Raw genomic sequence first — 22,710 nt, forward strand, 5'->3', positions numbered from 1 at the left:
CCCGCCCCGCTCACCCGCGAAAGCGTGGCTCCTTGATGCCCTTCACACCCACATCCATCATCAATAACGCGCCTGCCGGTTCGGTGGCGAGTTGTTCGGGCGTCAGGCGCTGCGAATGGCTGGTGACGAACAGCGTGCCCAGATCGGCGCCGCCAAAGGCGGGACAGGTCGGGTTGGTGACGGGCAGCCGGATCACGCGATCCACGCTGCCGTCCGGCGCCAGCCGCACCAGCTCGCCCGACGCGACCATGGCCGTCCACAGGTAGCCTTCGGCATCCACCGTCGACCCGTCGGGCCGGCCGATCTGGTGCGTCCAGTCCTTGAACACGCGGCGGTGGGTGATGCGGCCTTCGTCGATGTCGAAGTCGTAGGCCCAGATGATCTGGATGTGCGTGTCGGCAAAATACATGGTCTTGTCATCGGGGCTCCAGGCCACCGAGTTGGGCACGACGATGCCGGTCGCCATGGGCGTCGCCTGATAGTCCGGATCGAAACGGTACAGCGTGCCTTCGGGTTCGCGCTGCGCGTCGCGCATGCTGCCGACCCAGAAGCGGCCGCGGCGATCGCACTTGCCATCATTGAGCCGGTTGTGCGGCAGGTCGGCTTCGGGGTGATGGATGAAGCGGGGCGGCTCGCCGGTGTCGGGGTCGTACACAAAGAAGCCGCGCTGCGTCGCAAGCAGAAAGCCCCCGGCTTCGCGCAGCGCAATGCTGCCGGTCAGCAGGCCATCGGGCAGCCGTATCGCGCGGTGCGCGCCCGTGGCGGGATCATAGGATTGCAAGGCCGGGCGCCGCACGTCGACCCACCACACCTTGTGGGTGCGATCGCACCACAGGGGCACCTCGCCAAGAATGTCCGCGCCCGCCACGGCGCATTGAATGTCGAGGGTCATGCTGTCGTCTCCCGGCCTGCCTTCGGCCTATCGTTGATTTTCTCAACTATATCGGAGACGGCGCCGACGCGGCAAGCGCCGCGGGTCGAGTGGTGGCTGCAGCCGTGGCTGTCCGCCGCCGCGGCCGGTCCCGTGCGCCTGCCTAGAAGCGCGTGCGCACGCCCGCCATCGCACCGATCCGGGTCGGGTGGGACGCGTGGAACGGCGTGAAGAAACCGGGCGTGCTCGCCACGCCGATCCATTCACCCTGCAGCCAGGTGTAGTCGGCCGCCACATACACATCGCTGCGTTTGGACAGCGCGTAGCCCAGGATGGCGCCGGTGCTGACACGCTGGCCCGAGGCACCCCCGCGTGACAGCCGGTCATAGGTGATGGCGCCGATCAGGCTCCAGGCCGGGGCCAGGGTGGCGTTGAAGCCGGTGTAGATGGCCTGGTTCAAGGTGTCGGACTGCGCCAGGCGGTTCCACGTGTAGCCCAGGTACAGCTTGGCGCGATCCAGGGCGTAGGTGCCGCCCACCGACCACGTGGTCTGGCGCGTGGCGGGCACCACCGAGCCAAAGTAGCTTTCGACATCCTTCTGGACCTGGTACACGCCGGCCAGCATGAGACGGCCTGCCGTATGGGACACCGCGCCGGCATAGGTCGCGCCCGTGCTGACGGCCCGGCCCGGGCGCTCGCCCGGGGTATAGCTCGCCATGAGGGTGGTGTTGCCGACCGCGCCCACGTACTTGACCATGTTGTCCTGGCGCAGGCCGGTATAGCTCGTGCCCTGATACCCCAGCAGCACCAGGTTGCCCAGGTAGGTGGCTTCGTAGCTGCCGATCACATCCTGCGGTAGCGTGAACTGCCGGCCGACCGTCACCCGGCCGAAGCCACCCGACAGGCCCAGGGTCGATTGCCGGCCGAACAGGCGGCCGCCCTGCTGGTTGATGCCGGTGTCGGGTGAATACCCCGTTTCCAGAACGAACTCGGCCTTGTAGCCGCCGCCCAGTTCTTCGGCGCCCCGAAAGCCCAGCCGGCTGCCGGTCAGCACGCCGTCGGACATTTGCGATTTTCCACTACCGTCGGCGCCTTCATGCGTGCTGTAGCGAACGGCGGTATCGATCAGTCCGTACACGGTGACGTTGGACTGGGCATGGACAAGGCAGGGGGCGGCGGACAGGGCCACGGCGGCCAGCACCGGGCGGAACAGACGGATCATTGCAAGGCTCGACAAGGCGCGCACCTGCTACGTATCAGCGTCCAGGCGGCGCGGGCAAAAAAAAACGCGCGGGGGTTTACCCGCGCGCCGGCAGTATAAAGCACCGATTCCTTACACCCGCGCCACCACCGCGAACGGGCCGCCACCTGCCGGCCCCTGGTGTTCCGCACCGCCCGACACATACACCGCGCTCTGCCCCACCACCGAGGCCACCACCGCGCCCACCGCGGCACGCGCGTGACGGGTGGAGTTGATGTCGGAATCGTTGAGCATGGTGTGCCGCACGCCGCGCACCCGCCCGTCGGGCGATGCCTCGGCTTTGCCAAAGACATTGACGATACGTTCGGCCAATGCCGCGCGGCCCATGCCCGGGTCGATATCCAGGCGCTGCAGGCAGGCACGCAGGCTGTCGGCGTCGATCGCGTCATCCATGACGCCATGGTCGATCACATACGGGCTGTCGGACGCGCGGCTCATGCCCATGACGATCACGACGTTGTAGTCGATCTCGATGCCGGCCGATGCGGAGGCCACGCCCGAATACAACGACCAGTCGGCATTGATGGCGTCGTTGCCGACAGCCGATTCGGCGATTTCGCCCGTCGCCACCGCCACGCCCAGTGCCGACGCGGCGCGGGATGCGCCCATCGATTCGTAGGTTTCATGCGCAACGGGCGTCTGGCCACGGGCCAGGGCATCGGCGATTTTTGTCGACGTCAGCAAGGGACATTTGACCTGCACGAAATGTACGTCGGCAGCGCTCGCAATGCCGGCCTCGGCCATCGCCGCTTTGACGGCCTGCGCGGTTTCCGTGACCTGCACCGTCGTGCCCAATTCTTCGGGCAGGAATGCGCGCGTGAAGGCGATGCCGATCGCCAGCCGTGGCGGGCCGTCAAAGGGTTCGTCGGTGACCTTGCGGGTGAATACAGTGAAGTGCGGGCTCAGCACGCCTTCGGTGCCGCCCGACATGACGAATGCAATGCGGTGCTCGACCTCGTCAGCCGTCATGTCCAGGCGCGGCGCCAGCGCGTAGCACCAGGCACGCGTGGCGTACTCGCGCGTAAAGTCGTTCACGCAGCCGTTGCCTTCGGTCTTGCCCATCACGGCAACGATGTCTGCCGGGTCGATCTCCCCTGCGTCGATCAGCGTGAGGGCGCCGGAAATGTCGCCCGGACCGCTGCATAGAATCTTGTGTACACCGACGCGTTGCATGGCAAAAGCTCCTGGATGAATCTATTATCGATGCCCCATCATGCCGTCCGGAGTGCGTCATATCCAGTGCTATAGTCGGGGCACCCCGTTCGCATTTCAGCAACGCTCCCGGCGGGCGCAAGCGCTTCTCAGGCGTGCGACGCCCTCACCTGTCGCCTTCATGTCCCTTCAATACCTTCGCGTCTTTCGCCACATCGACGAAATCGCCCGCTGTGGCTCGATCCGCAAGGCGGCCGAGGCGCTGTTCCTGACGCCGTCCGCGCTGGACCGCCGCCTGCAGGACCTGGAAGCGGAGCTGGGCGCGCCACTGTTCGAGCGGCATGCCCGCGGCATGCGGCTGACCTCGGCGGGCGAAATCTTCCTGCTCCACGTGCGCGCGCAACGGGCGGACTTTGAACGGGTGCGCGCCGAAATCGAGCAGTTGAAAGGACTGCAGCGCGGCAGCGTCTCGGTCGTTGCCAGCCAGGCGCTGGTCCACACCGTGCTGCCACAGGTGATCCAGCAGTTCAACGGGCAGCATCCTGGCATTACGTTCACCGTTACCGTGGCCGACCATGCCGTCGTGATCCAGGCGCTCCGGGAGTTCCAGGCGGATCTGGGTATCGTCTATCACGCGCCTGCCGCGGCCGACATCCTGCCCCTGTTCTCGGTCGACCAGGCGCTGTGCACGGTCATGGCCGCCGATCATCCCTTGGCCGCCTTGCCGCGTGTGAGCATGGCGGACTGCCTGGCCTACCCGGCCGCGCTGCCCGACCGGTCGCTGGGCGGACGGATCGTGCTGGATCAGTTCTTTGCGCGCAGTTCGCTCAAGCCGAACGTGACCATGGAATCGAATTCCTTCGAGATGCTGCGCAACTTCGTGCGCGGCACGACCGCAGTCACCTTCCAGATTCCTTTGGGCGCGCCCCTGACGGCCGCACGCGATGGCGTCGTCGCCCGGCCCATCACCGACCGCAAGCTGGAGCGCAGCACGTTGGTGGTGGCCCAGCTCAAGGGGCGTCCGTTGCCCGCGCCTGCGGCACGGTTTGCCGAAAGCCTGCGCGAGGCCCTGGTCCAGCCCTGACGGATCCCGTGGCAAAGCCGGGCGATAACGTCAGGTTGTCGGCCGATAGGCGCGTTACAGGCGCTTTCCAAGTCGGGACGCCCTGTCGCACGCACGGTCGCGCACGCGAGCTACGCTAGCTCTTCATTTTAGGAGCGACTCATGAAGAAGAAAGGTTCAGCAGTCTGGCAAGGTGGCATCAAGGACGGTCAAGGCAAGATCTCGACCGAGACCGGCGTCCTGAAGGATGCCCCATACGGATTCAAGTCACGCTTCGAGACCGGCCCCGGCACCAACCCCGAAGAGTTGATTGGCGCCGCGCACGCCGCCTGCTTCTCGATGGCCCTGTCGCTGGAACTGGGTAACGCCGGCATTACCGCACAGAACATCGCCACGACGTCGACGATCACGCTCGACAAGGTCGGCGAAGGCTTTGCGATCACCGCCGCCCACCTGGACGTGACGGTGACGGCCCCGGGCTCCGACAAGGACGCCGTGCAAAAGGCCGTCGATAGCGCCAAGGTCGGCTGCCCTGTATCGAAGGTGCTGAACGCCACGATCACGATGGATTCGACCATCGAGAACTGATGTTCGGAAAGTGACAGTGCTGCGATGGTCGCACGCACCGAATCAGTTGTTGCGGCGCCTCTCGCGCACGTCTGCAAAGCACTGCATAATCGCGTGCAAAGGGTCCCTCGTGGACCCGTTGTTGTTTGCGCCGATCCGGCACGACACCTGACTTCGACACTCCGGACTGGAGCCCGACGCGTGCAACGCATGAACGCCACCCCCCTTTCCTCGTCGACCCCCGCCTGGGTCGTCGATTCGGTCTACCGCCTTGCGCTCGAGGCCGCCCCTTGCGGCATGTTCCTGTGCGATGCGGACGGCAGGTTCCAGCTGGTCAACCTGGCCTATGAGCGCCTGACCGGCTATACGGCCGCCGAACTGGTCGGCGAATTCACCTTCGACCGCTTGCACGAAACCAGCGAATGGCACACGCGCCGCGACGAAATGTTGTCGCCAGGGGCCCCGGTCCACCCTGCCTATGCCGCAGGTCCGGTGCGCGACATCCATACCCTGCCAGACTCCGAATGGGTCTACGTGCGCCGCAACCAGAGCCGGGTGAACGTGTTGCTGACGATGTCGCGATTGACCGACCACGCGGGCCGCCTGCAAGGGTATGTGGGCATCGTCATGGACAACACGCGCCGCGCGCAGCAGCAGTCGCGGCTGTGGTACCTGTCGCACCATGACGAGCTGACCGGCCTGCCCAACCAGACCTGGGTCGAAGAACACCTTGATATGGCGATCCAGCGCCGCAAGGTCCTGAGCGAACCCGTGCTGCTGACCGTGATCGAGATCGACAACCTGCGCAAGCTGCACGACACCCTGGGCCCCGCCGCGCGCGAGACGGCGATCAAGCACGTGGCCGAACGGCTGCGCGCGGGCTCCGACGCCAACCAGTCGGTCGGTTTATTGAGCGGCACCCAGTTCGCGATCGTGACCACCGGCCTGCGCACCCTGGGTCCCGAACGCGAAGCCGCCCTGCTGCGGTCCCTGGCGCAGCCGGTGGACTACCTGGGCACCCAGCTGCGCCTGACGGTCAGTGCCGGCGCCAGCGCCTTTCCGGATGCGGGCACCGAAGCCACGGCCTTGATGCGGCGTGCCCTGCTGGCCCTGAGCGCGGCGCGCAACGAAGGCGGCAATGTGCTGCGCCGCTTCGAATACACCGTGCAGGCGCAGTCCACCCGGCGGCTGGAACTGGAAGTGCTGCTGCAAGAAGCCGTGGAAACCGAGCAGTTCACCCTGGCCTTCCAGCCGCAGATCCATCTGGCCAACGGGCGCATCACCTTGGCCGAGGCGCTGCTGCGATGGAACCACCCGGTCAAGGGCGCCATCGGACCGGCCGAATTCATTCCGGTTGCGGAAGACACCGGCCTGATCCTGCCCATGGGCGAGTGGGTCGTGCGCACGGCCTGCCGCCAGGCGGCGCGCATCGTGTCGCGGTTCGGCACCTGCCCGCGCATTGCCGTGAACGTTTCACCGATCCAGTTCCGCAAGACCGACGTGCTCAAGATGGTGGAACGCGCACTGGATGCCGCGTCGCTGGACCCGGCCTACCTGGAAGTCGAGATCACCGAGGGCGTGCTGCTCGACGACACGTCGGCCGCCATGAATACGCTGAAAGGCCTGCGTGACCTGGGCGTGGAGATCGCGATCGATGATTTCGGGACGGGGTACTCGAGCCTGTCCTACCTGACCCGGTTCCAGGTGGACCGGATCAAGATCGACCGGTCACTGGTGATGGCCATGTCCACGGGCCGGCAGGGCCGCGCCATTGTCAGCGCCATCATTGCCATGGCCCACGAACTGGAGATTCATGTGACGGCGGAAGGGGTCGAGACGGCCGACGATGCCGACAGCCTGACCCGGCTTGGGTGCGATGAGGCGCAGGGCTACTGGTTTTCGCGGCCGCTCAATGCAGCGGCGTTCGAACACGTACTGTCGCCCCTGCCGTCGACCTTGATGCAGCCGCCGACCCTGGCCTGAGGCAACGCCCCGCCGCCGCTCAGGCGTCGCGCAGCGGTGGGGCTTCCTGTGCGAGCGTCTGTGCGGGCGTCGGCACGAGCTCGATGTCTCCGGCGATCGGCATGTCGGCGCGGGGCGGCGCTTCAACCTTGAATGACCGTTCGCCCGCAGGCACCGACTGGGGCGACGACGTCCACTTCGGATCGGGGATCTCGGCAAACACCTGGCGCAGGCGTTCGCCCCAGGTTGAATGGATCATCTGGTAGTACTCGTTGGTGTGGTCGATCAGCGCGTACTTGGTGACGCGCAGGCTGTCCTTCTCGTACACCAGCAGGTCCAGCGGAAGGCCGACCGACACGTTGGACCGCAGCGTCGAATCCATCGAGATCAGCGCGCACTTGGCCAGTTCGTCGAGCGGCGTCGAGGGCTCGATGACCCGGTCGATGATGGGCTTGCCGTACTTGGCTTCGCCGATCTGGAAATACGGGTTCATGGTCGACGCTTCGATGAAGTTGCCGGCCGCGTAGATCTGGAACAGCCGCATCTTCTGGCCGTGGATCTGTCCCCCCAACAGGAAGCTGCAGTTGAATTCGACATTGAATTCCTGCAGTGCCGCGGCGTGCTGCTTGTAGACCTCCCGCACCGCTTCGCCGATCAGGCGTGCCGCCTCGAACATGGTCGGCACGGTCCACAGGGTCTGGCCCCCGGGGTGGGTCGGCTCGGTCAGCAGTTGCACCACCGATTGCGTCAGGGCGAGGTTCCCCGCCGTCATCAGCACGAGCACGCGTTCGCCGGGCTGCTCGAACACGGCCATCTTGCGAAAGGTGCTGACGTGATCGACGCCGGCGTTGGTCCGGGTATCCGACAGGAACACGAGGCCGTCGGACACGCTCATTGCGACACAGTAAGTCATGGTCTGGGAAAACAAAGGGAACGCGATGGACCGACCATTCTACCGTCTGTCGCGCCCGATGCTGAACCGTAGCAACACGGCGCCGACGCCCTGTGGCGTCATTGCCATGAGACTAGAAGCTCTTGACCACGACCTGGACCGAAACGTCCACCGACAAAGTCTCGTTGCCGCCCCCGACGCGCATGCCGCGCAGCGGCGCCGCCGCCGCATAATCACGACCCACGGCCAGCCGGCAATATTGCTCGCTGGCAAACTGGCCTTGCGTGACGTCGACCGAAATCCAGCCACAATCTTCAAGCCAGACGTCAACCCAGGCGTGGCTGGCAGCCTGTTCGCCGATCTCGGGCGCGTTGCTGGTTTCAAGGTAGCCACTGACATACCGCGCCGGCAGGTTGCGCGCGCGGCAGCAGGCGATGAACAGGTGCGCGTGATCCTGGCACACGCCCTTGCCCTGCGCCAGGGCTTCGGCCGCCGTGCCGGTGACTTCGGTTGACCCGGTCTGGTAGGCCACCTTGCCGCGGATGGTCTGGGCAAGGTTGACCAGAGACGACGGCGACTTCAGGTCACCCATGCCGTTGGCCAGATCCAGGATTGCAGGATCGACTTCCGTCAGCGGCGTCGTGCACGTGAAGTGCTCGAGCGGAATCCGCCCGGGGCCTTCGAGCAGACGGCCGTCCTGCAACGGCGTCGTCTCGACTTCGCCGGTGGCGGTAAAGGTCATCTCGGTGATCGGCCGCGTGAGAACGAGTGTCTGCAGCGTGTTGCCGTAGGCGTCGAGTGAGGTGTTCAGCTTGCCCGGCACCGACAGGTCCCAGTTGGCGACGAACTGCGTCGGCGCCGAATTCGGTGTCAGCCGGATCTGCTGGATGGAATACAGCACGGGGCTGTCATAGGTGTAGCGGGTCTGGTGGCGGATCGACAGACGCATGGGAGCCCCTTATACCGTCGTCGGCAGCAAGAACGTGGTGCTGATCTTGTTGCCAAGCACATACATGCGGGCCAGGAACTGGGTGAGGTACTCGTGCAGACCTTGGTCCAGCACGTCACGAATGTCCGAGAACAGCAGTTCGGCGCGCAGCTTGCCGGCGTAGCGCTCGCATTCCATGGAGTTCTGCGTGGTCAGCATCGCAAGGTTGGTCACGACGCCGTCAAGCGATGCCAGCAGCGAACGCGGCATGGACGGATTCAGGATCAGCAGTTCCACCACCCGTTCCGGCGCGAGCACGTCGCGATAGACCTGGCGGTAGATCTCGAGCGCCGATACCGAGCTCAGGATCGACGTCCAGTAATAGAAGTCGTCCAGCTGGGCGGCGCTGACGGTGCCGGTTTCCCGGCCACCGCTCACGAAGCGCACGTCAAGGATCCGCGCCGTGTTGTCGGCCCGTTCCAGGAAGGTGCCCAGCTGCGTGAAGTAGAAGGCGCCGTCCTGCAATGCGGTGCCCAGGGTCACGCCGCGCGACAGGTGCGAGCGGAACTTGACCCACTCGAACAGCGCGTTGGGGTCCTGCAACCACCCGTTCTCGGCCAGGCGGTTGCCAAATTCCAGCCAGGTGTGGTTGATCGTTTCCCAGGATTCGGTCGTGATGGCGCCGCGCACGGCCCGCGCATTTTCGCGCGCTGCCTGCAGGCAGCGCAGGATGGACGACGGGTTGTCGGCATCGGTGACCATGAACCGCAGCACGTTCTCGGGCGTGAGCGCGTCATAGCGCTCGGCGAACGCCTGGCCGAGTTCGGAGATGTCCAGTACCGCACGTTGGCTGCGCAGCGCGCTTTCTTCCGATTGCGGCAGCAGCAGGGCTTTGAGGGTGACGTCGAGCATGCGCGCGGTGTTCTCTGCGCGTTCCATGTATCGGGCCATCCAGAACAGATGATCGGCGGTTCGACTCAGCATCTTATTTCTCGGTAATCCACGTGTCTTTCGTTCCCCCGCCCTGCGACGAGTTCACCACCAGCGAGCCTTCGCGCAGCGCCACCCGGGTCAGGCCGCCCGCGACCATCGACACGTTCTTTCCCGACAGCACGAAGGGGCGAAGGTCGATGTGGCGCGGGGCAACGCCCGATTCCACGAAGGTGGGGCAGGACGACAGCGCAAGGGTGGGCTGGGCGATGTAGCCGTTGGGCCGGGCGATGAGCCGGGCACGGAAGGCTTCGATCTCGGCCTTGGACGAGGTCGGACCGACCAGCATGCCGTAGCCGCCTGCACCGTGGACTTCCTTGACGACGAGCTCCGGCAGGTTGGCCAGCACGTACGACAGTTCGTCGGGCTTGCGGCACTGCCAGGTCGGCACGTTCTTGAGAATGGGTTCTTCGGACAGGTAGAACTTCACCATGTCGGGCACGAAAGGATAGATGGACTTGTCATCGGCGACGCCAGTGCCGATGGCATTGGCCAGCGCGACGCGGCCGGCGCGATACACCGACAGCAGTCCCGGCACACCCAGCGCGGAGTCGGCGCGGAAGGCAAGCGGATCGAGGAAGTCGTCGTCCAGGCGGCGGTAGATCACGTCGACGCGCTTCGGGCCGCGCGTGGTGCGCATGAACACGCTGTTGTCGTCGACGAACAGGTCCTGCCCCTGGACCAGTTCCACGCCCATCTGCTGCGCCAGAAACGCATGCTCGAAGTACGCCGAGTTGTACATGCCCGGGGTCAGCACGACGACCGTGGGATCGTCGACGCCGCTGGGCGCCACCGACCGCAGGCTTTCCAGCAGCAGGTCGGGGTAGTGGGCCACCGGCGCGACCTTGTTCTGCACGAACAGCTCGGGGAACAACCGCATCATCATCTTGCGGTTTTCCAGCATGTAGGACACGCCCGAGGGCACGCGCAGATTGTCTTCCAGCACGTAGAAGGTGCCGTCGTTGTCGCCGCCGGCCTTGACGATGTCGACGCCGGCCACATGGGCATAGATGTCACGCGGCACCGACACGCCCTGCATTTCCGGACGGTACTGAGCGTTGGTATAAACCTGCTCGGCCGGAATCACGCCTGCGCGGACAATGCGGCGGTCGTGATAGACGTCGTGGATGAACATGTTGAGGGCGCGGACCCGCTGCGCGAGACCGTCGCGGAGCAGGCTCCATTCGTCGCCCGGAATGATCCGGGGGATCAGGTCGAACGGGATCAACCTTTCGGTGCCGCCCGCGTCCCCATCGACCGCGAAGGTGATTCCGACACGTCGGAAAACAAGGTCGGCTTCCGCCCGCTTGCGCGCCATCGTCTCGGGAGACTGGCGGGAGAGCCAAGCGCCGAAGCGCTCGTAATGCTGGCGGACCTTACCTTCTTCGAACTGCATTTCGTTGTAAGACCGCATCGTGTGCCTTTCGCCTTTCGCGCTCTGCGCAATGTGACTTTTCTACTAAAGCAAAGGCCGTACCCGTTCGTCGTGCACGTTTTGCCACAGCTGCGCACCATCGGGAGGCGTGGGTGCCCGTCCCCCTGCACCACGTGTCCTCATCATAAGCTGGGCAGCACCACCTTGGTTACACAATTACCGGCGGCATACGCAAAAGTCAGGGCGAAATGATTACGGAATATTGCCGCTCGCCAGGGGCTCACCGGAATCGAGAAATCGTGCTAAGTCGCAGGCCTGACCGCAAGGTCAGCCGGGGATACCGGGGTAGCGTTCGGTCTGTGGCGACGGGGCAAGGGCGCTCGGCTCGGCCGCATAACGGAAAGGCTCGTCACGCGCGCTGTCGTACACCGGCACGCCCGCCACGTAGGTGGCTCTGACCGCCCGGTCGTCGCCCAGCGTCATCAGCACGAACAGCTTTTCCAGGATGTCCTGGGTAAAGCCCATGCGGAACGCGATCAGCGGCGTCGGCGCCAGATCGAGCACGACCAGGTCGGCGTCGTAACCCGGCGCGACCGACCCCAGGGAGTCCTGCAGATAAAGCGCTTCGGCACCTCCCCGCGTTGCAAGATAGAAAGCATGCGCTGCCGTGAGCCGGCCGTGCGCCATCTGCGACACCTTGTAGGCTTCGTTCAGGGTGTGCAAGGTGCTGAAGCTGGTGCCCGCGCCGATGTCCGAGCCAATGCCCACGCGTACCGGGCGGGCGGTCTGCTTGGCCTGGGTCATTTTGAAAAGGCCGCTGCCCAGGAACAGGTTGGAAGTCGGGCAATGCGCCAGGGCCGACCCGGTGCGGTGGCAGCACGCAAAGTCGACTTCGTCCATATGCACCGCGTGGCCAAAGATGGCGCGCGGGCCGGTCAGGCCGGCATGGTCATACACGTCCAGATAGCTGGAGCGCTGCGGAAACAGATCGCGCACCCATTCGATCTCCCCGGTGTTTTCGGCAAGATGGGTCTGCATATAGGTGCCCGGATGTTCTTTCCACAGCCTGCCGGCGGCCGCCAGTTGGTCGTCGGTGGACGATGCGGCAAAGCGCGGCGTGATGCAGTACAGCTGCCGGCCGCGGCCATGCCACTTTTCAAGCAAGGCTTTGGATTCGTCGTAGCCGCGCTCGGCCGTGTCGAGCAGCGCATCGGGCGCATGCCGGTCCATCAGCACCTTGCCCGCGATCATCCGGGTATTGAAACGTTCGGACTCTTCGAACAGCGCATCCACCGATTCGGGGTGCACGGTGCAATAGACCGCGGCGGTCGTGGTTCCGGCGCGCAGCAGCTCACGCAGGAACACGCGCGACACCCTATCGGCGTGCGACTTGTCGGCAAACTGCTGTTCGGCGATGAAGGTGTATTTGTTCAACCATTCGAGCAGCTGCTCGCCAAACGCGCCAATCATCTGCGTCTGGGGATAGTGCACATGGCAGTCGATGAACCCGGCACAGATCAGGCTGTCGGGGTAGTGAGTGATCGGGACGCGCGTGCCCACGGCATCGACCACGGCGTCCGCCCCTGCATCCGAATACGGATCGACCGATACGATCTTGCCGTCCGCCATCACCACCAGGGCGTCTTCAAGATATCGGTAGCTGTTGGCCGGATCGACCAGGAACGGGTCCTGATGAAAAGTAATGACCGAGCTGCGCAATGCCGTGACAGTCATGGCGGTGTCCTCATGAAGCGCTCTGCTAGCGACGTGGCGTAAGTGCGGCCAGTGTAGAAGAGTTCGGCGTGCGCTTCATGAGAACGGCAGCCCGGTCCGCGGGATCAGCCCAGTGCGGGGTAGTCCACGTAGCCTTCGGCGGTCGGTGCGTAGAAGGTTTCCGGCTTGGGCGTATTGAGTTCCGCCTTCAGTTCGAAACGCTTGGGCAGGTCGGGGTTGGCGATGAACAGCTGGCCAAATGCCACCGCGTCGGCTTCGCCGGCATCCAGCGTGCGCTGGGCATCTTCCTGCGTGAACTTTTCGTTGGCCACGTAAAGGCCACCGAACGCTTCCTTGAGCTGCGGGCCAAGGCGCGGCGAGTCGAGCGATTCGCGCGCGCAAATGAACGCGATCTTGCGTTTGCCCAGTTCACGAGCCACATAGCCGAAGGTCTCGCCCAGATTGGAGTCGCTGGTGTCGTGCGAATCGCTGCGCGGCGCGAGGTGCATGCCGACGCGCGAAGCGCCCCACACGTCGATGCACGCATCGGTGATCTCGAGCATCAGGCGCGCGCGGTTTTCGACCGAGCCACCATAGGCGTCCGTGCGTTTGTTCACGCCATCCTGCAGGAACTGGTCCAGCAGGTAGCCGTTGGCGCCATGGATCTCGACACCGTCGAAGCCGGCACGCCTGGCGTTTTCGGCGCCCTTGCGGAACGCGGCCACCACACCGGGGATCTCGTCAATCGACAGTTCACGCGGCGTGACATATTCCTTCTTGGGGCGGACGAGGCTGACGTGGCCGGCCGGCGCAATGGCGCTGGGGGCGACGGGCAATTCGCCATTCAGGAAGATGGGATCGGAGATACGGCCCACATGCCAGAGCTGCAGGAAGATCGTGCCGCCCTTGGCGTGCACGGCGTCGGTGATCCGCTTCCAGCCTTCGACCTGTTCGTCGGACCAGATGCCCGGGGTGTCGGCATAGCCCACGCCTTGTGGCGTGACGGCGGTGGCTTCGGACAGGATCAGCCCGGCGCTGGCGCGTTGGACGTAGTACTCCTTCATCAGGTCATTGGGCACACGGCCTTCGCCGACGGCGCGCGAGCGGGTCAGCGGCGCCATGAAAATGCGGTTGCGCAGGGTAAGGTCACCAACGGTGATCGGGTCGAACAAGGTGGGCATGCGGATTCCAGTAATAACGCGGCGATCAGAAATCGCTGTTCATGTGGTCGAGAAACGCCTGGATGACAGGTTCATTCCGCTTGAAAAACACCCATTGGCCAACACGTCGCGAGGTCACGAGTTCGGCGCGCAGCAGCGCCGCCAGGTGGACCGAGACGGTCGACTGCGACAGTCCCGTGCGTTCGTCGATCATGCCTGCGCACACGCCGAATTCCAGCGGATGCTCCTGCATGGCGAAGTACGCTTCGGGCGTCTTGAGCCAAGCCAGGATCTGTCTCCGGACTGGATTGGCAAGCGCCTTGTGGATGGCGTCGATGTCCATGGATGCTTCCATCGTGGTGTAACGAACCTCTAATCGCAAAAGCGCTAACTAAATATCGAATGATTACTAACCTAATATCGATACTCTACGATATGAACGGAGAAAACGCCAGCCGGCGTTGGTAAAAAAACTTATCGGGCAGGTTCTGTCCAGCCGCCGCCCATGGCCCGGTACAGGTCCACCTCGGCCGTCAGCAGGTTGGTGCGGATCTGCAGCAGGCTCACTTCGGCGGTGTTGAGGGTGCGCTGCGCATCGAGTGCTTCAAGGTAGGACGCATAGCCGTTGCGCTGCCGGTTCACGGCAATCCGCAGGGCTTCGGCGGCCGCCGCGCGGCGCTCGGCGACCTGCACTTCCTGCTCGCGCAGACGTTCCACCGCAACCAGGCCATTGTTCGTTTCCGAAAAGGCATTGCGTACGGTCGACTCGTAGGCAAAGACCGCCTGGTCGCGGACCGCTGCCGATACCTCGGTCTGCGCGCGCAGCCTGCCGCCCTCGAACAACGGCGCCAGCACGCTGCCACCGATCGACCATAAGGTGAAGGGGTTGTTCAGCAGTTGCTCCAGCGTGAAGCCCTGCACGCCCGCGCTTGCGGTCAGGCGCAGGGACGGCAGCAACTGGTCACGCGCGGCGCGCAGGCTGGCGTCGGCCGCGATCACTGCACGTTCGGCCTGGAAGATATCGGGACGGCGCCGCAGCAGTTCGGACGGCAGGCCATCGGGCAGCGGCGGCAGCCGGATGTCGCCCAGCGCCGGACCGCGCGGAATCGGCCCGGGGTTGGCGCCCACCAGAATGCTCAGCGCGTTTTCCTGCTGCTGGATCGCGCGCTGCAACTGCGGAATGGTCTCGGCAGTGGCGCGGTATTCGGACTGCGCCTGCAGCCATTCCAGGCGCGAGCTGTAGCCGGTCTCGAATTGCCGGCGCGCGAAGTCCAGGGAGCGTTGACGTGTTTCCAGCGTCGCCTGCGCCAAGGCAAGCTGGGCATCCTGTCCGCGCAACGTCAGGTAGCCGGACGCCGCCGACGCGGCCACGGAGAGTGCGGCCGCATCGGCTGCCGCCTGACGCGCTTCGGCATCGGCAAACGCCGCCTCGGTCAGCCGGCCGATGCGGCCCCACACATCCACTTCATAGGCCGCCTGCACGCCCGCCTGATACACCGACAGTTCGCGGTCGACACCCAATGCACTGAGCGACCGGGCGCGCGTGGGCGACACCGACAGGTCCAGCGTCGGATAACGCGCGGCCTGCGCAATCCGCAGGCGCGCCTGGTATTCCTCCATGCGCGAGCGGGCCACGCGCAAGTCGCCATTGCCAGCCAATGCCCGGTCTACCAGAGCATTCAGAGCCGGGTCGCCAAAACCCGTCCACCAGGCGGCTTCGATCGGTGCCGACGGGCCGACCCGCGTGCGCCAGCCGGCGGGCACGTCAAGGGTCGATGCAGGCGGCGGCTGCGGCGGCATCGTGCATGCGGACAGGATCGCAGCCAACAGGGTGGCGGCAAGCTTGGGCCCGATGCCGATCATGCCGGTGCGTTGCAAGGCGATGCGTTGCATGCCGATGCGTTGCAAGCCGATCTTCATCACCGCGGGGCCTCTGTCTCGACCGGCACGCTGGCCGTGTCGATGCTCGCGACCACCGACATGCCTGGACGCAGCCGGTCAGCGAGCGGCTGGTCCGGATCGATGCGAATGCGCACGGGAATGCGCTGGGCGATCTTCACGAAGTTGCCGGTGGCGTTGTCAGCCGCCAGCACGCTGAACTCGGAACCCGTGGCCGGTGAGATCCGCTCCACATGCCCGGTCAGTTTCGCGCGGTCGAGCGCGTCCACTTGCAAGGTCGCGGCCTGCCCCAGCCGGACCCGGGCCATCTGCGTTTCCTTCAGGTTCGCGATGACCCAGACCTGTTCGGGCACCAGCGCCATCAGCTGCGCGCCCGAGTTCACATAGGCCCCCTGCCGCACCAGCACCTGGCCGAGCAGGCCATCGCGCGGCGCGACGATCCGGGTGTTGGACAGATCGATCTCGGCCAGTTGCACGGCGGCCTGGGCGGCCTCGACGGCGGCTTCGAGCGAACCGCGATTGACGACCACCGATTCGCGATCCTGCCGGGAAATCTCCAGCGCCGCCCTTGCCTGCTCGGCCGCCGCCACCGCCTGCGCATGAGCCGCGCGGGTCTGGTCGCGCTCCCGCAAGGACAGGGAACCGTCGGCCACCAGCTCTTCAACCCGCCTGAGGTCGGCGGTGGACCGTGCGGCCTGCGCATCGGCGTTGCCGATCGCCGCACGGTTCTGCGCAATGACGGCGTCGGCGCGGCGGCGCTGTTGCTGCGCGTTGGCCAGCGCGGCCTTTTGCGCCGACAGTTGCGCCATGGCCTGGTCCAGCCGCTGGCGGTAGATGCGGTCATCGATCCGCACCAGCAGGTCGCCCGCCTTGACGCGCTGGAAGTCCTGTACGTGAACCTCCGCCACATAGCCGCTCAGTTGCGGTCCGATCAACGTGACCTGCCCGCGCACGTAGGCGTTTTCGGTGCTTTGCACGCCACTGGTGAACGGCGGCAGGCGCCATGCATACAGAATGATCAGTACACCGATGATGGCGATCGCCGCAAAGAAAGACAGCGACAACAGCCGGCGGCCGTTGACACGGCGCGAGGGGGATGGCGGGACGGGTGTGCTCATCGTGGAAAGTCAGCCAGGTCAGTAGGTCTATCAGTCGGCATTGCCTATCGGGGCAGCGGCCATGCCCGCTGCGGCGTCAGTCGCGGGCGGCCGATGCGCATAACGGTTCACCAGCAGGCGCACCATCGCCCAGATCAGGGTGCCGATCGCAATCCCTGCAATCAGCAGGAACACATCGTTGTACGCGAGCACGTTGGCTTCCCGCGTCGCGGCCGACCCGAGCGCCACCACTGCTTCGGCATTGCGCAATGCGGGGTCGGCCAGCAGCCCGGATGTCGAGGCCGCACTGCCCTGCAGCCGCGCGGCAACCAAGGGATCCTGCAGCGTCAGCGACTCGACCAGAATGCTCGAGTGGAACTTTTCGCGCACGATCTGGAAGGTGCCCAGCAAGGCGGCGCCCAGCAATCCGCCCAGGTTCTGCGCCATGCCGAACAGCACCGAAAAGCTGATCAGGTTACGAGGCTCTGCAATGACGCCGCTCATGCCACTCAGCATGGCGGCGCCCAGAAAGAAGGTACCGCCAAAGCCCAGCAGGAACTGGCTGACGTACATGTTCGCGGGGCGTGTCAGGTTGGTCGCGTGGGCATCGATCAGTGCACCGATAGTCATGAGGATCAATGACACGACGATGGGCATGGCGATGCGTTTGGGGTGGATCGTCATGGCGCTGGCTGCGAGGCCCGCCACCGACCCGAGCAGCACGACACCGAACAGTCCCTGCATCTGGTCGTTGCTCATGCCAAGCGCCGTCAGGAAACCGACGGCGCCGGTCGCCTGTTCCGACAGCACGATACGGATCAGCGTGATCGCCACGCCCAGCCGCACGATGCTTGCGCTCGTCAACCATCGTGTGTTGAGCAAAGGGCGCGCGCGGTGATGCTCAACCGCAAAGCCCGCCGTGATCAGCACCACGGCACCGGCCAGGGCCCACCCCAGCCATGCCGTCTCGGTCCACCACCCGAATCGGCCAAGCGACAGCACCGCGCACAGCAGCGCCACGCCCGGCGCAAACAGACTGAAGGTCAGGAAGTCCAGCGGCTCGAAGGTCTTGATCCGGTCGCCTGGCGGCAGCTTGAGCGCCAGCACGCAGGCCAGCGACAGCAAAGCCAGTCCCAGCTCGAACAGATACAGCCCGCGCCACTCTCCGAATTCCAGCAGTTCGGATGAAAAAATGCGGGCCAGCGGCAGGGCGAGTTGCGAGAAGCCCAGCCCCAGCACCAGGCCTTTGAGCCTGTGCCTGGCGGGAAAGGCCTGCAGCGTGTAGTACAGGCCAAGGGATGTCAGCGCCGCGCCCACCATGCCATGCGCTGCCCGCACCGCGATGGCGGACCCCAGGTCGTTCACGAAAAGGTGAGCGAACGTCACCAGCGCGTACAGCAGCAGGAAGGCTTCGGTGAACAGGCGCAGGCCGAACTGCTGGCGGAACTTGACCAGCAGGATGTTCATCGACACATTGGTCATCACGTAGGCGGCCGGCAGCCAGGCCATCTCGGACGCATAGGCGCCAAGCGAGCCTTGCAGGTTCAGCAGGTTGGCCGTGACCAGCGCATTGCCCAGCCCGCCCGTCATGGCAACGATAAACCCGACGATCGCGTAGGCCAGGCGTTTGGGCGTCGAATGCAGCGGACTCGAGGGCGAGCCCGGCAGCATGGGCCGTTCATGCGGCAGCCAGTCTCTGGGAGCGTAGGGGTCGGTCGAGGCCATGCGGTCGATGGGCGGGGGACGGTGTCGACGAATCCAAGGTCGGTCCTGTATTACGCCAGATAATTCCGTCCGTCATCGACCACGAGCCATAACCGCTTGCATAACTTTGTAGCAGTTCGTGTCGCGCCACGGGCATGGCTGTGCTCTGATGCAGGGTGGCCCGGGCTTTCGCACCGGCCGCTTTATCGGATAAATGTATGAAACGCCACCTGCTGCTACTTCTTGCCCTGACGCTGTCGGGCGCTGCCCACGCAGAAACCGTGGGCGAGGTCGATACCGTCTTCAAGTTCATTGGCCCGGACCACAAGATCGTGGTCGAAGCGTACGACGATCCCAAGGTGCAAGGCATAACCTGCTACGTGTCGCGCGCCAAGACAGGCGGCGTCAAGGGCGCGCTGGGCCTGGCCGAAGACAAGGCCGAAGCCTCGATCGCATGCCGGCAGGTCGGCCCTATCGTCTTTCGCGGCACATTGCCCAAGCAGGAAGAAGTCTTCAATGAACGTCTGTCGATATTGTTCAAGAAGCTGCGGGTGGTGCGCATGGTCGACGCCCCGCGCAGCACCCTGGTCTACCTCACGTATTCGGATCGTGTGATCGAAGGCTCGCCGCAGAACGGCGTTACCGCCGTGCCGGTCGACCGCGCGACACCCATCCCCGTGAAGTAAGCCTTGCCCGTGCAGCCCGCCGACACCGCACCGCTCACCCCCTCCGCTGCCGACGAGCTCAAGCGCCAGCAACTGCGGCGCATGCAGTGGATCGCGACCGGCATGTTCTTTGTGGTCACCGCGATCTATGCGGCGGCGACGGTGCTGGATGCTGCGCATCCGGCATGGAGCTATGTGGCGGCCTTTGCCGAAGCCGCCATGGTCGGTGCGATTGCCGACTGGTTCGCCGTGACCGCGCTGTTCCGCCATCCACTGGGCCTGCGCTTCATTCCCCATACGGCAATCATTCCGCGCAACAAGGCCCGCATCGCCGACAACCTGGGCGCGTTCGTGCAAGGCGAATTCTTCGCGCATGAGCGGATCGCGGCAATGGTGCAATCGCTGGACCCCGCCAGCCGGTTGGCCACGTGGCTGGCCGTGCCCGCCAACGCCAGCGTGCTGGCCGACACGGTGCGCCAGGCCCTGCTGCTGGCGTTGAAGGCGCTGGATGACCGGGCAGTGCGGCAGTTCCTGGACCGCAACCTGTCCAACCTGTTTCGCGAACTGGACCTCTCGGCGCTCAGCGGCAAGGTGCTGCAGGCCCTGACGCACGAAGGCCGCCATCAGGCCATCCTGGACCAGCTGCTCAAGAGCCTGAACCAGTTCATCAGCCAGCCCGAGATCAAGGAAAGCCTGGTCGATCAGCTGGCCACCAAGGTGCCGCTCTACTTCGACAAGATCAAGGCATCGACGGCACGGTATCTGCTGGAACGTGCGCTCGATTCGGTGCGCGAATTGCTGATCGCAGTGGACGAAAACCCGGAGCATCCACTGCGAATCCGGTTCGATGCGTCGATCGCCAGCTTTGCGACGCGGCTTGAAGAGGACCCGGAACTGAAGGCAACGATCCGCCAGTACCAGGAACATATGGCCGCCAACCCTGCGCTGCGCAGCTATGTGGAAGGCCTGTGGACGGACTTCAAGGCGTGGATCGAGCGCGACCTGGCGGCCGAACAGTCGCGTCTGCATGGCCGCGTGACGGCGGTCCTGGTGCACGCCGGCGCCACGCTGTCAGCCGACGCGGCCATGCGCACGTGGATCAATACGCAGCTCATGGCGCGGGTGCCTGGCGTGCTCGACCGGCTGCGGCCGCGCATCGGCGCGCTGATCTCGGACAAGGTCAAGGAATGGAAAGATGAAGAAGTGGTCGACAAGGTCGAACTCAACATCGGCAAGGATCTGCAATACATCCGTATCAACGGCACGGTCGTGGGCGGGCTGGTGGGCCTCATCATCCATGCCGTCACGCTGTGGCTGCGCTGATCCCGCCCCCGCAATCATCCGACAAGGAGGACGCAATGGTCTATGAACTTTGGTACTGGGACGGCATTCCCGGCCGCGGCGAATTCGTGCGGCTCGCGTTGGAAGGCGCCGGCATTCCGTATGTGGAGCGCGCGCGTGGCCCTGAGGTTGACGAGAACGCCCTGGTCGATGACATGGCGCGCGACCGGCCGCATCCGCCGTTTGCCCCGCCCTACCTGGTCGCGGGCCAGCTCACCATCGCGCAGACCGCCAACATCCTGCTCTTCCTGGGCGAAAAGCACGGCCTGGCGCCGACCGACACGGCTGGCAAGCTGTGGGTCAATCAACTGCAACTGACGATCGCCGACATGGTTGCGGAAGTCCATGACGTGCACCATCCGATCGACTCGTCCATGTATTACGAGGACCAGCAACCCGAGGCCAAACGCAAGGCCTACAGCTTTCGCCGCAACCGCATTCCCAAGTACCTGGGCTATTTCGAACGCGTGCTGGAAGCCCAGGGCGACTGGCTGGCAGGCGGCACCGACTGGACGTATGCCGACCTGTCGCTGTTCATCCTGGTTGACGGCCTGAAGTTCGCGTTCCCGAAACGGATGGCGCACGTCGCCAAGAACACGCCGCGCGTGATGGCCCTGCACCGCAAGGTCGAAGAACTGGATGCGTTGCAGGACTACTTCAAGAGTGACCGCCGCCTGCCCTACGGCGACGGCATCTTCCGCCACTATCCGGAACTGGACGAGGCCTAGTCCATAAGCGACCGGGCGACCGGGCGGCCGGACTAGCGCGCCGGCATGTCCTTTTCGGTGTAGACCAGTTCGCTGCGCGCATCCGCAGGGATGGGGCCGAAGGTCTCGGCCCACGCCGCAGCCTGGGCCTGCATGGCGGCAAGCCGCGCCGGGTCGCGCTGCGCCAGATTCGCGCGCTCGCGCTCATCGACAGACAGGTTGAACAGGTAGCGATTGCCGTCGACCTCCAGGTACTTCCAGTCGCCATCGCGCACGGCCTGCTGCGACCGATGGTTCATGCGCCAGTACATGGGCCGGTCGAACACCTGGTCCGGACGCCGCAGCACCGGCAGCATCGACACGCCGTCCAGCGGATAGTCCGGGTGCGGCGTCACGCCCGCGATCTCCAGCATCGTTGCCGTCCAGTCCATCGTCATGCAGTGCTGCGTGCTGACTTCACCTTCGGGCAGCTTGCCTGCCCATTGCACGATGTAGGGCACGCGGATCCCGCCCTCGGTCAGGTCCATCTTGCCGCCCACCAGCGGCCACGTATCCGAAAAGCGCTCGCCGCCGTTGTCGCTGGTGAAGATGACAACCGTGTCTTCGGCCAGCCCCAGGTCATCCAGCGCCTGCAGCACCCGGCCGCAGCCTTCGTCCAGCGCCTTGATCATCTCGCCATACACCTGCACCGACCCGCCATCCAGATGCCGGATGTCGGTATCGACCTGGGCATTCGGGCCACCTTGCGCGCGCGGCTCCCACGGCCAATGCGGCGCGGTGTAATGCAGGCTGAGCAGGAAAGGCTTGCGGTCCCCGGCACGCGTCGCCAGGTAATCGACGGCTTCATCGGTCAGCAGGTCGGTCAGGTAATGACCATCATAGTGGGCGGGCTCACCGTTCTTGACGAGGTCGTGCTTGCCCATCCGGTCGACATGGCTGAAGTAGCTCACCCCGCCCGACAGCGGCCCGATGTGATAGTCGTAGCCGCTTTTCTGCGGGCCGAAATGCGGCGGGTAGCCCAGGTGCCATTTGCCGATCAGTGCCGTGTGATAGCCCTGGTCGCGCAGCAGGGACGGAAGCGTCGGATGGCTGGGCGGCATGCCGATCTCGGTGCTGCCGCGAAAGCGCCCCGTCATGGGCTCTTCGGCCGCGCCGCGCAGGCGGTATTGGTAGCGCCCCGTGATCAGGCCGAAACGTGTCGGTGAACACACTGGCGAATTGGCGTAACCCTGCGTGAAGCGCACGCCGCGCGCGGCCATGCGGTCAAGGTTGGGGGACACGGGTTTGCGGCCGCCGTAGCAGCCAAGATCCGCATAGCCGAGGTCATCGGCCAGAATGAAAATGAAGTTGGTCATGCTGTTCC

At 65.0% G+C, this 22,710-nt stretch carries 20 protein-coding genes; 6 read left to right on the top strand and 14 right to left on the bottom strand.

Annotated features, from left to right (window positions below):
- Positions 1–10: 10 nt before the first annotated feature.
- The 3 genes from IE116_RS10110 to atzD all read right to left on the bottom strand — a co-directional run bounded on the left by IE116_RS10110 (position 11) and on the right by atzD (position 3,305).
- Complete coding sequence (locus IE116_RS10110) at positions 11–892, bottom strand: SMP-30/gluconolactonase/LRE family protein (RefSeq protein WP_189612086.1); 882 nt, start codon at positions 890–892, stop codon at positions 11–13.
- A 142-nt stretch (positions 893–1,034) separates the two neighbouring features.
- The gene (locus IE116_RS10115) at positions 1,035–2,093 is read right to left on the bottom strand and encodes a porin (RefSeq protein ID WP_189612088.1); all 1,059 of its coding nucleotides are present in this window, start codon (positions 2,091–2,093) and stop codon (positions 1,035–1,037) included.
- 111 nt (positions 2,094–2,204) lie between these two features.
- Positions 2,205–3,305, bottom strand: a complete 1,101-nt coding sequence (gene atzD, locus IE116_RS10120) for a cyanuric acid amidohydrolase (protein WP_189612090.1) — start codon at positions 3,303–3,305, stop codon at positions 2,205–2,207.
- 160 nt (positions 3,306–3,465) lie between these two features.
- Between atzD and IE116_RS10125 the strand changes: the two genes are divergently transcribed.
- The 3 genes from IE116_RS10125 (at position 3,466) to IE116_RS10135 (ending at position 6,897) form a co-directional block, all read left to right on the top strand.
- Complete coding sequence (locus IE116_RS10125) at positions 3,466–4,368, top strand: LysR family transcriptional regulator (RefSeq protein ID WP_189612092.1); 903 nt, start codon at positions 3,466–3,468, stop codon at positions 4,366–4,368.
- 141 nt (positions 4,369–4,509) lie between these two features.
- Positions 4,510–4,935 (top strand): OsmC family protein, encoded by a 426-nt coding sequence (locus IE116_RS10130; protein WP_189612094.1) that lies wholly within the window; start codon positions 4,510–4,512, stop codon positions 4,933–4,935.
- Positions 4,936–5,124: 189 nt separating this feature from the next.
- Positions 5,125–6,897, top strand: a complete 1,773-nt coding sequence (locus IE116_RS10135; RefSeq protein WP_189612096.1) for a putative bifunctional diguanylate cyclase/phosphodiesterase — start codon at positions 5,125–5,127, stop codon at positions 6,895–6,897.
- 19 nt (positions 6,898–6,916) lie between these two features.
- Here the strand turns inward: IE116_RS10135 and IE116_RS10140 are convergent, their stop codons facing one another.
- From IE116_RS10140 to IE116_RS10185, 10 genes are all read right to left on the bottom strand, one after another.
- Positions 6,917–7,789 (bottom strand): proteasome-type protease, encoded by an 873-nt coding sequence (locus IE116_RS10140; RefSeq protein ID WP_229828085.1) that lies wholly within the window; start codon positions 7,787–7,789, stop codon positions 6,917–6,919.
- 112 nt (positions 7,790–7,901) lie between these two features.
- Positions 7,902–8,717, bottom strand: a complete 816-nt coding sequence (locus IE116_RS10145) for a transglutaminase family protein (protein ID WP_189612098.1) — start codon at positions 8,715–8,717, stop codon at positions 7,902–7,904.
- Between the two features lie 9 nt (positions 8,718–8,726).
- Complete coding sequence (locus IE116_RS10150; RefSeq protein WP_189612099.1) at positions 8,727–9,680, bottom strand: alpha-E domain-containing protein; 954 nt, start codon at positions 9,678–9,680, stop codon at positions 8,727–8,729.
- A gap of 1 nt (position 9,681) precedes the next feature.
- Positions 9,682–11,100: a circularly permuted type 2 ATP-grasp protein gene (locus IE116_RS10155; protein ID WP_179585631.1), complete on the bottom strand. Its 1,419-nt coding sequence runs from the start codon at positions 11,098–11,100 to the stop codon at positions 9,682–9,684.
- Positions 11,101–11,388: 288 nt separating this feature from the next.
- Positions 11,389–12,795, bottom strand: a complete 1,407-nt coding sequence (guaD, locus tag IE116_RS10160; protein ID WP_189612101.1) for a guanine deaminase — start codon at positions 12,793–12,795, stop codon at positions 11,389–11,391.
- 104 nt (positions 12,796–12,899) lie between these two features.
- Positions 12,900–13,955, bottom strand: a complete 1,056-nt coding sequence (locus IE116_RS10165) for an alkene reductase (protein WP_189612104.1) — start codon at positions 13,953–13,955, stop codon at positions 12,900–12,902.
- Between the two features lie 25 nt (positions 13,956–13,980).
- Positions 13,981–14,277, bottom strand: coding sequence for an ArsR/SmtB family transcription factor (locus IE116_RS10170; RefSeq protein WP_189612105.1), 297 nt, complete (start codon positions 14,275–14,277; stop codon positions 13,981–13,983).
- A 131-nt stretch (positions 14,278–14,408) separates the two neighbouring features.
- Entirely contained in the window at positions 14,409–15,854 is a 1,446-nt protein-coding gene (locus IE116_RS10175) for an efflux transporter outer membrane subunit (RefSeq protein ID WP_229828086.1), read from the bottom strand.
- Complete coding sequence (locus IE116_RS10180; RefSeq protein WP_189612107.1) at positions 15,854–16,951, bottom strand: HlyD family secretion protein; 1,098 nt, start codon at positions 16,949–16,951, stop codon at positions 15,854–15,856. The genes IE116_RS10175 and IE116_RS10180 overlap by 1 nt, the downstream gene beginning before the upstream one ends.
- 30 nt (positions 16,952–16,981) lie before the next feature.
- Complete coding sequence (locus IE116_RS10185; protein ID WP_189612109.1) at positions 16,982–18,655, bottom strand: MFS transporter; 1,674 nt, start codon at positions 18,653–18,655, stop codon at positions 16,982–16,984.
- 197 nt (positions 18,656–18,852) lie between these two features.
- On the opposite strand from IE116_RS10185, the gene IE116_RS10190 reads away from it, so the two are divergent.
- From IE116_RS10190 to IE116_RS10200, 3 genes are read left to right on the top strand one after another with little or no spacing between them, the layout of a single operon-like run.
- Positions 18,853–19,320 carry a CreA family protein gene (locus IE116_RS10190; RefSeq protein ID WP_189612111.1) on the top strand — a complete coding sequence of 156 codons (468 nt, stop codon included), beginning with the start codon at positions 18,853–18,855 and terminating at the stop codon, positions 19,318–19,320.
- 9 nt (positions 19,321–19,329) lie between these two features.
- A complete protein-coding gene (locus IE116_RS10195) occupies positions 19,330–20,622 on the top strand; it encodes a DUF445 domain-containing protein (protein WP_229828430.1) in 1,293 nt (430 codons plus the stop codon).
- A gap of 35 nt (positions 20,623–20,657) precedes the next feature.
- A complete protein-coding gene (locus IE116_RS10200; RefSeq protein ID WP_189612115.1) occupies positions 20,658–21,368 on the top strand; it encodes a glutathione S-transferase in 711 nt (236 codons plus the stop codon).
- A gap of 32 nt (positions 21,369–21,400) precedes the next feature.
- Here the strand turns inward: IE116_RS10200 and IE116_RS10205 are convergent, their stop codons facing one another.
- Positions 21,401–22,702 (bottom strand): sulfatase-like hydrolase/transferase, encoded by a 1,302-nt coding sequence (locus IE116_RS10205; RefSeq protein ID WP_189612116.1) that lies wholly within the window; start codon positions 22,700–22,702, stop codon positions 21,401–21,403.
- Between the last annotated feature and the right edge of the window lie 8 nt (positions 22,703–22,710).

It is taken from the genome of Pigmentiphaga litoralis (assembly GCF_014651835.1).
In the GTDB taxonomy this organism is placed as follows: domain Bacteria; phylum Pseudomonadota; class Gammaproteobacteria; order Burkholderiales; family Burkholderiaceae_B; genus Pigmentiphaga; species Pigmentiphaga litoralis.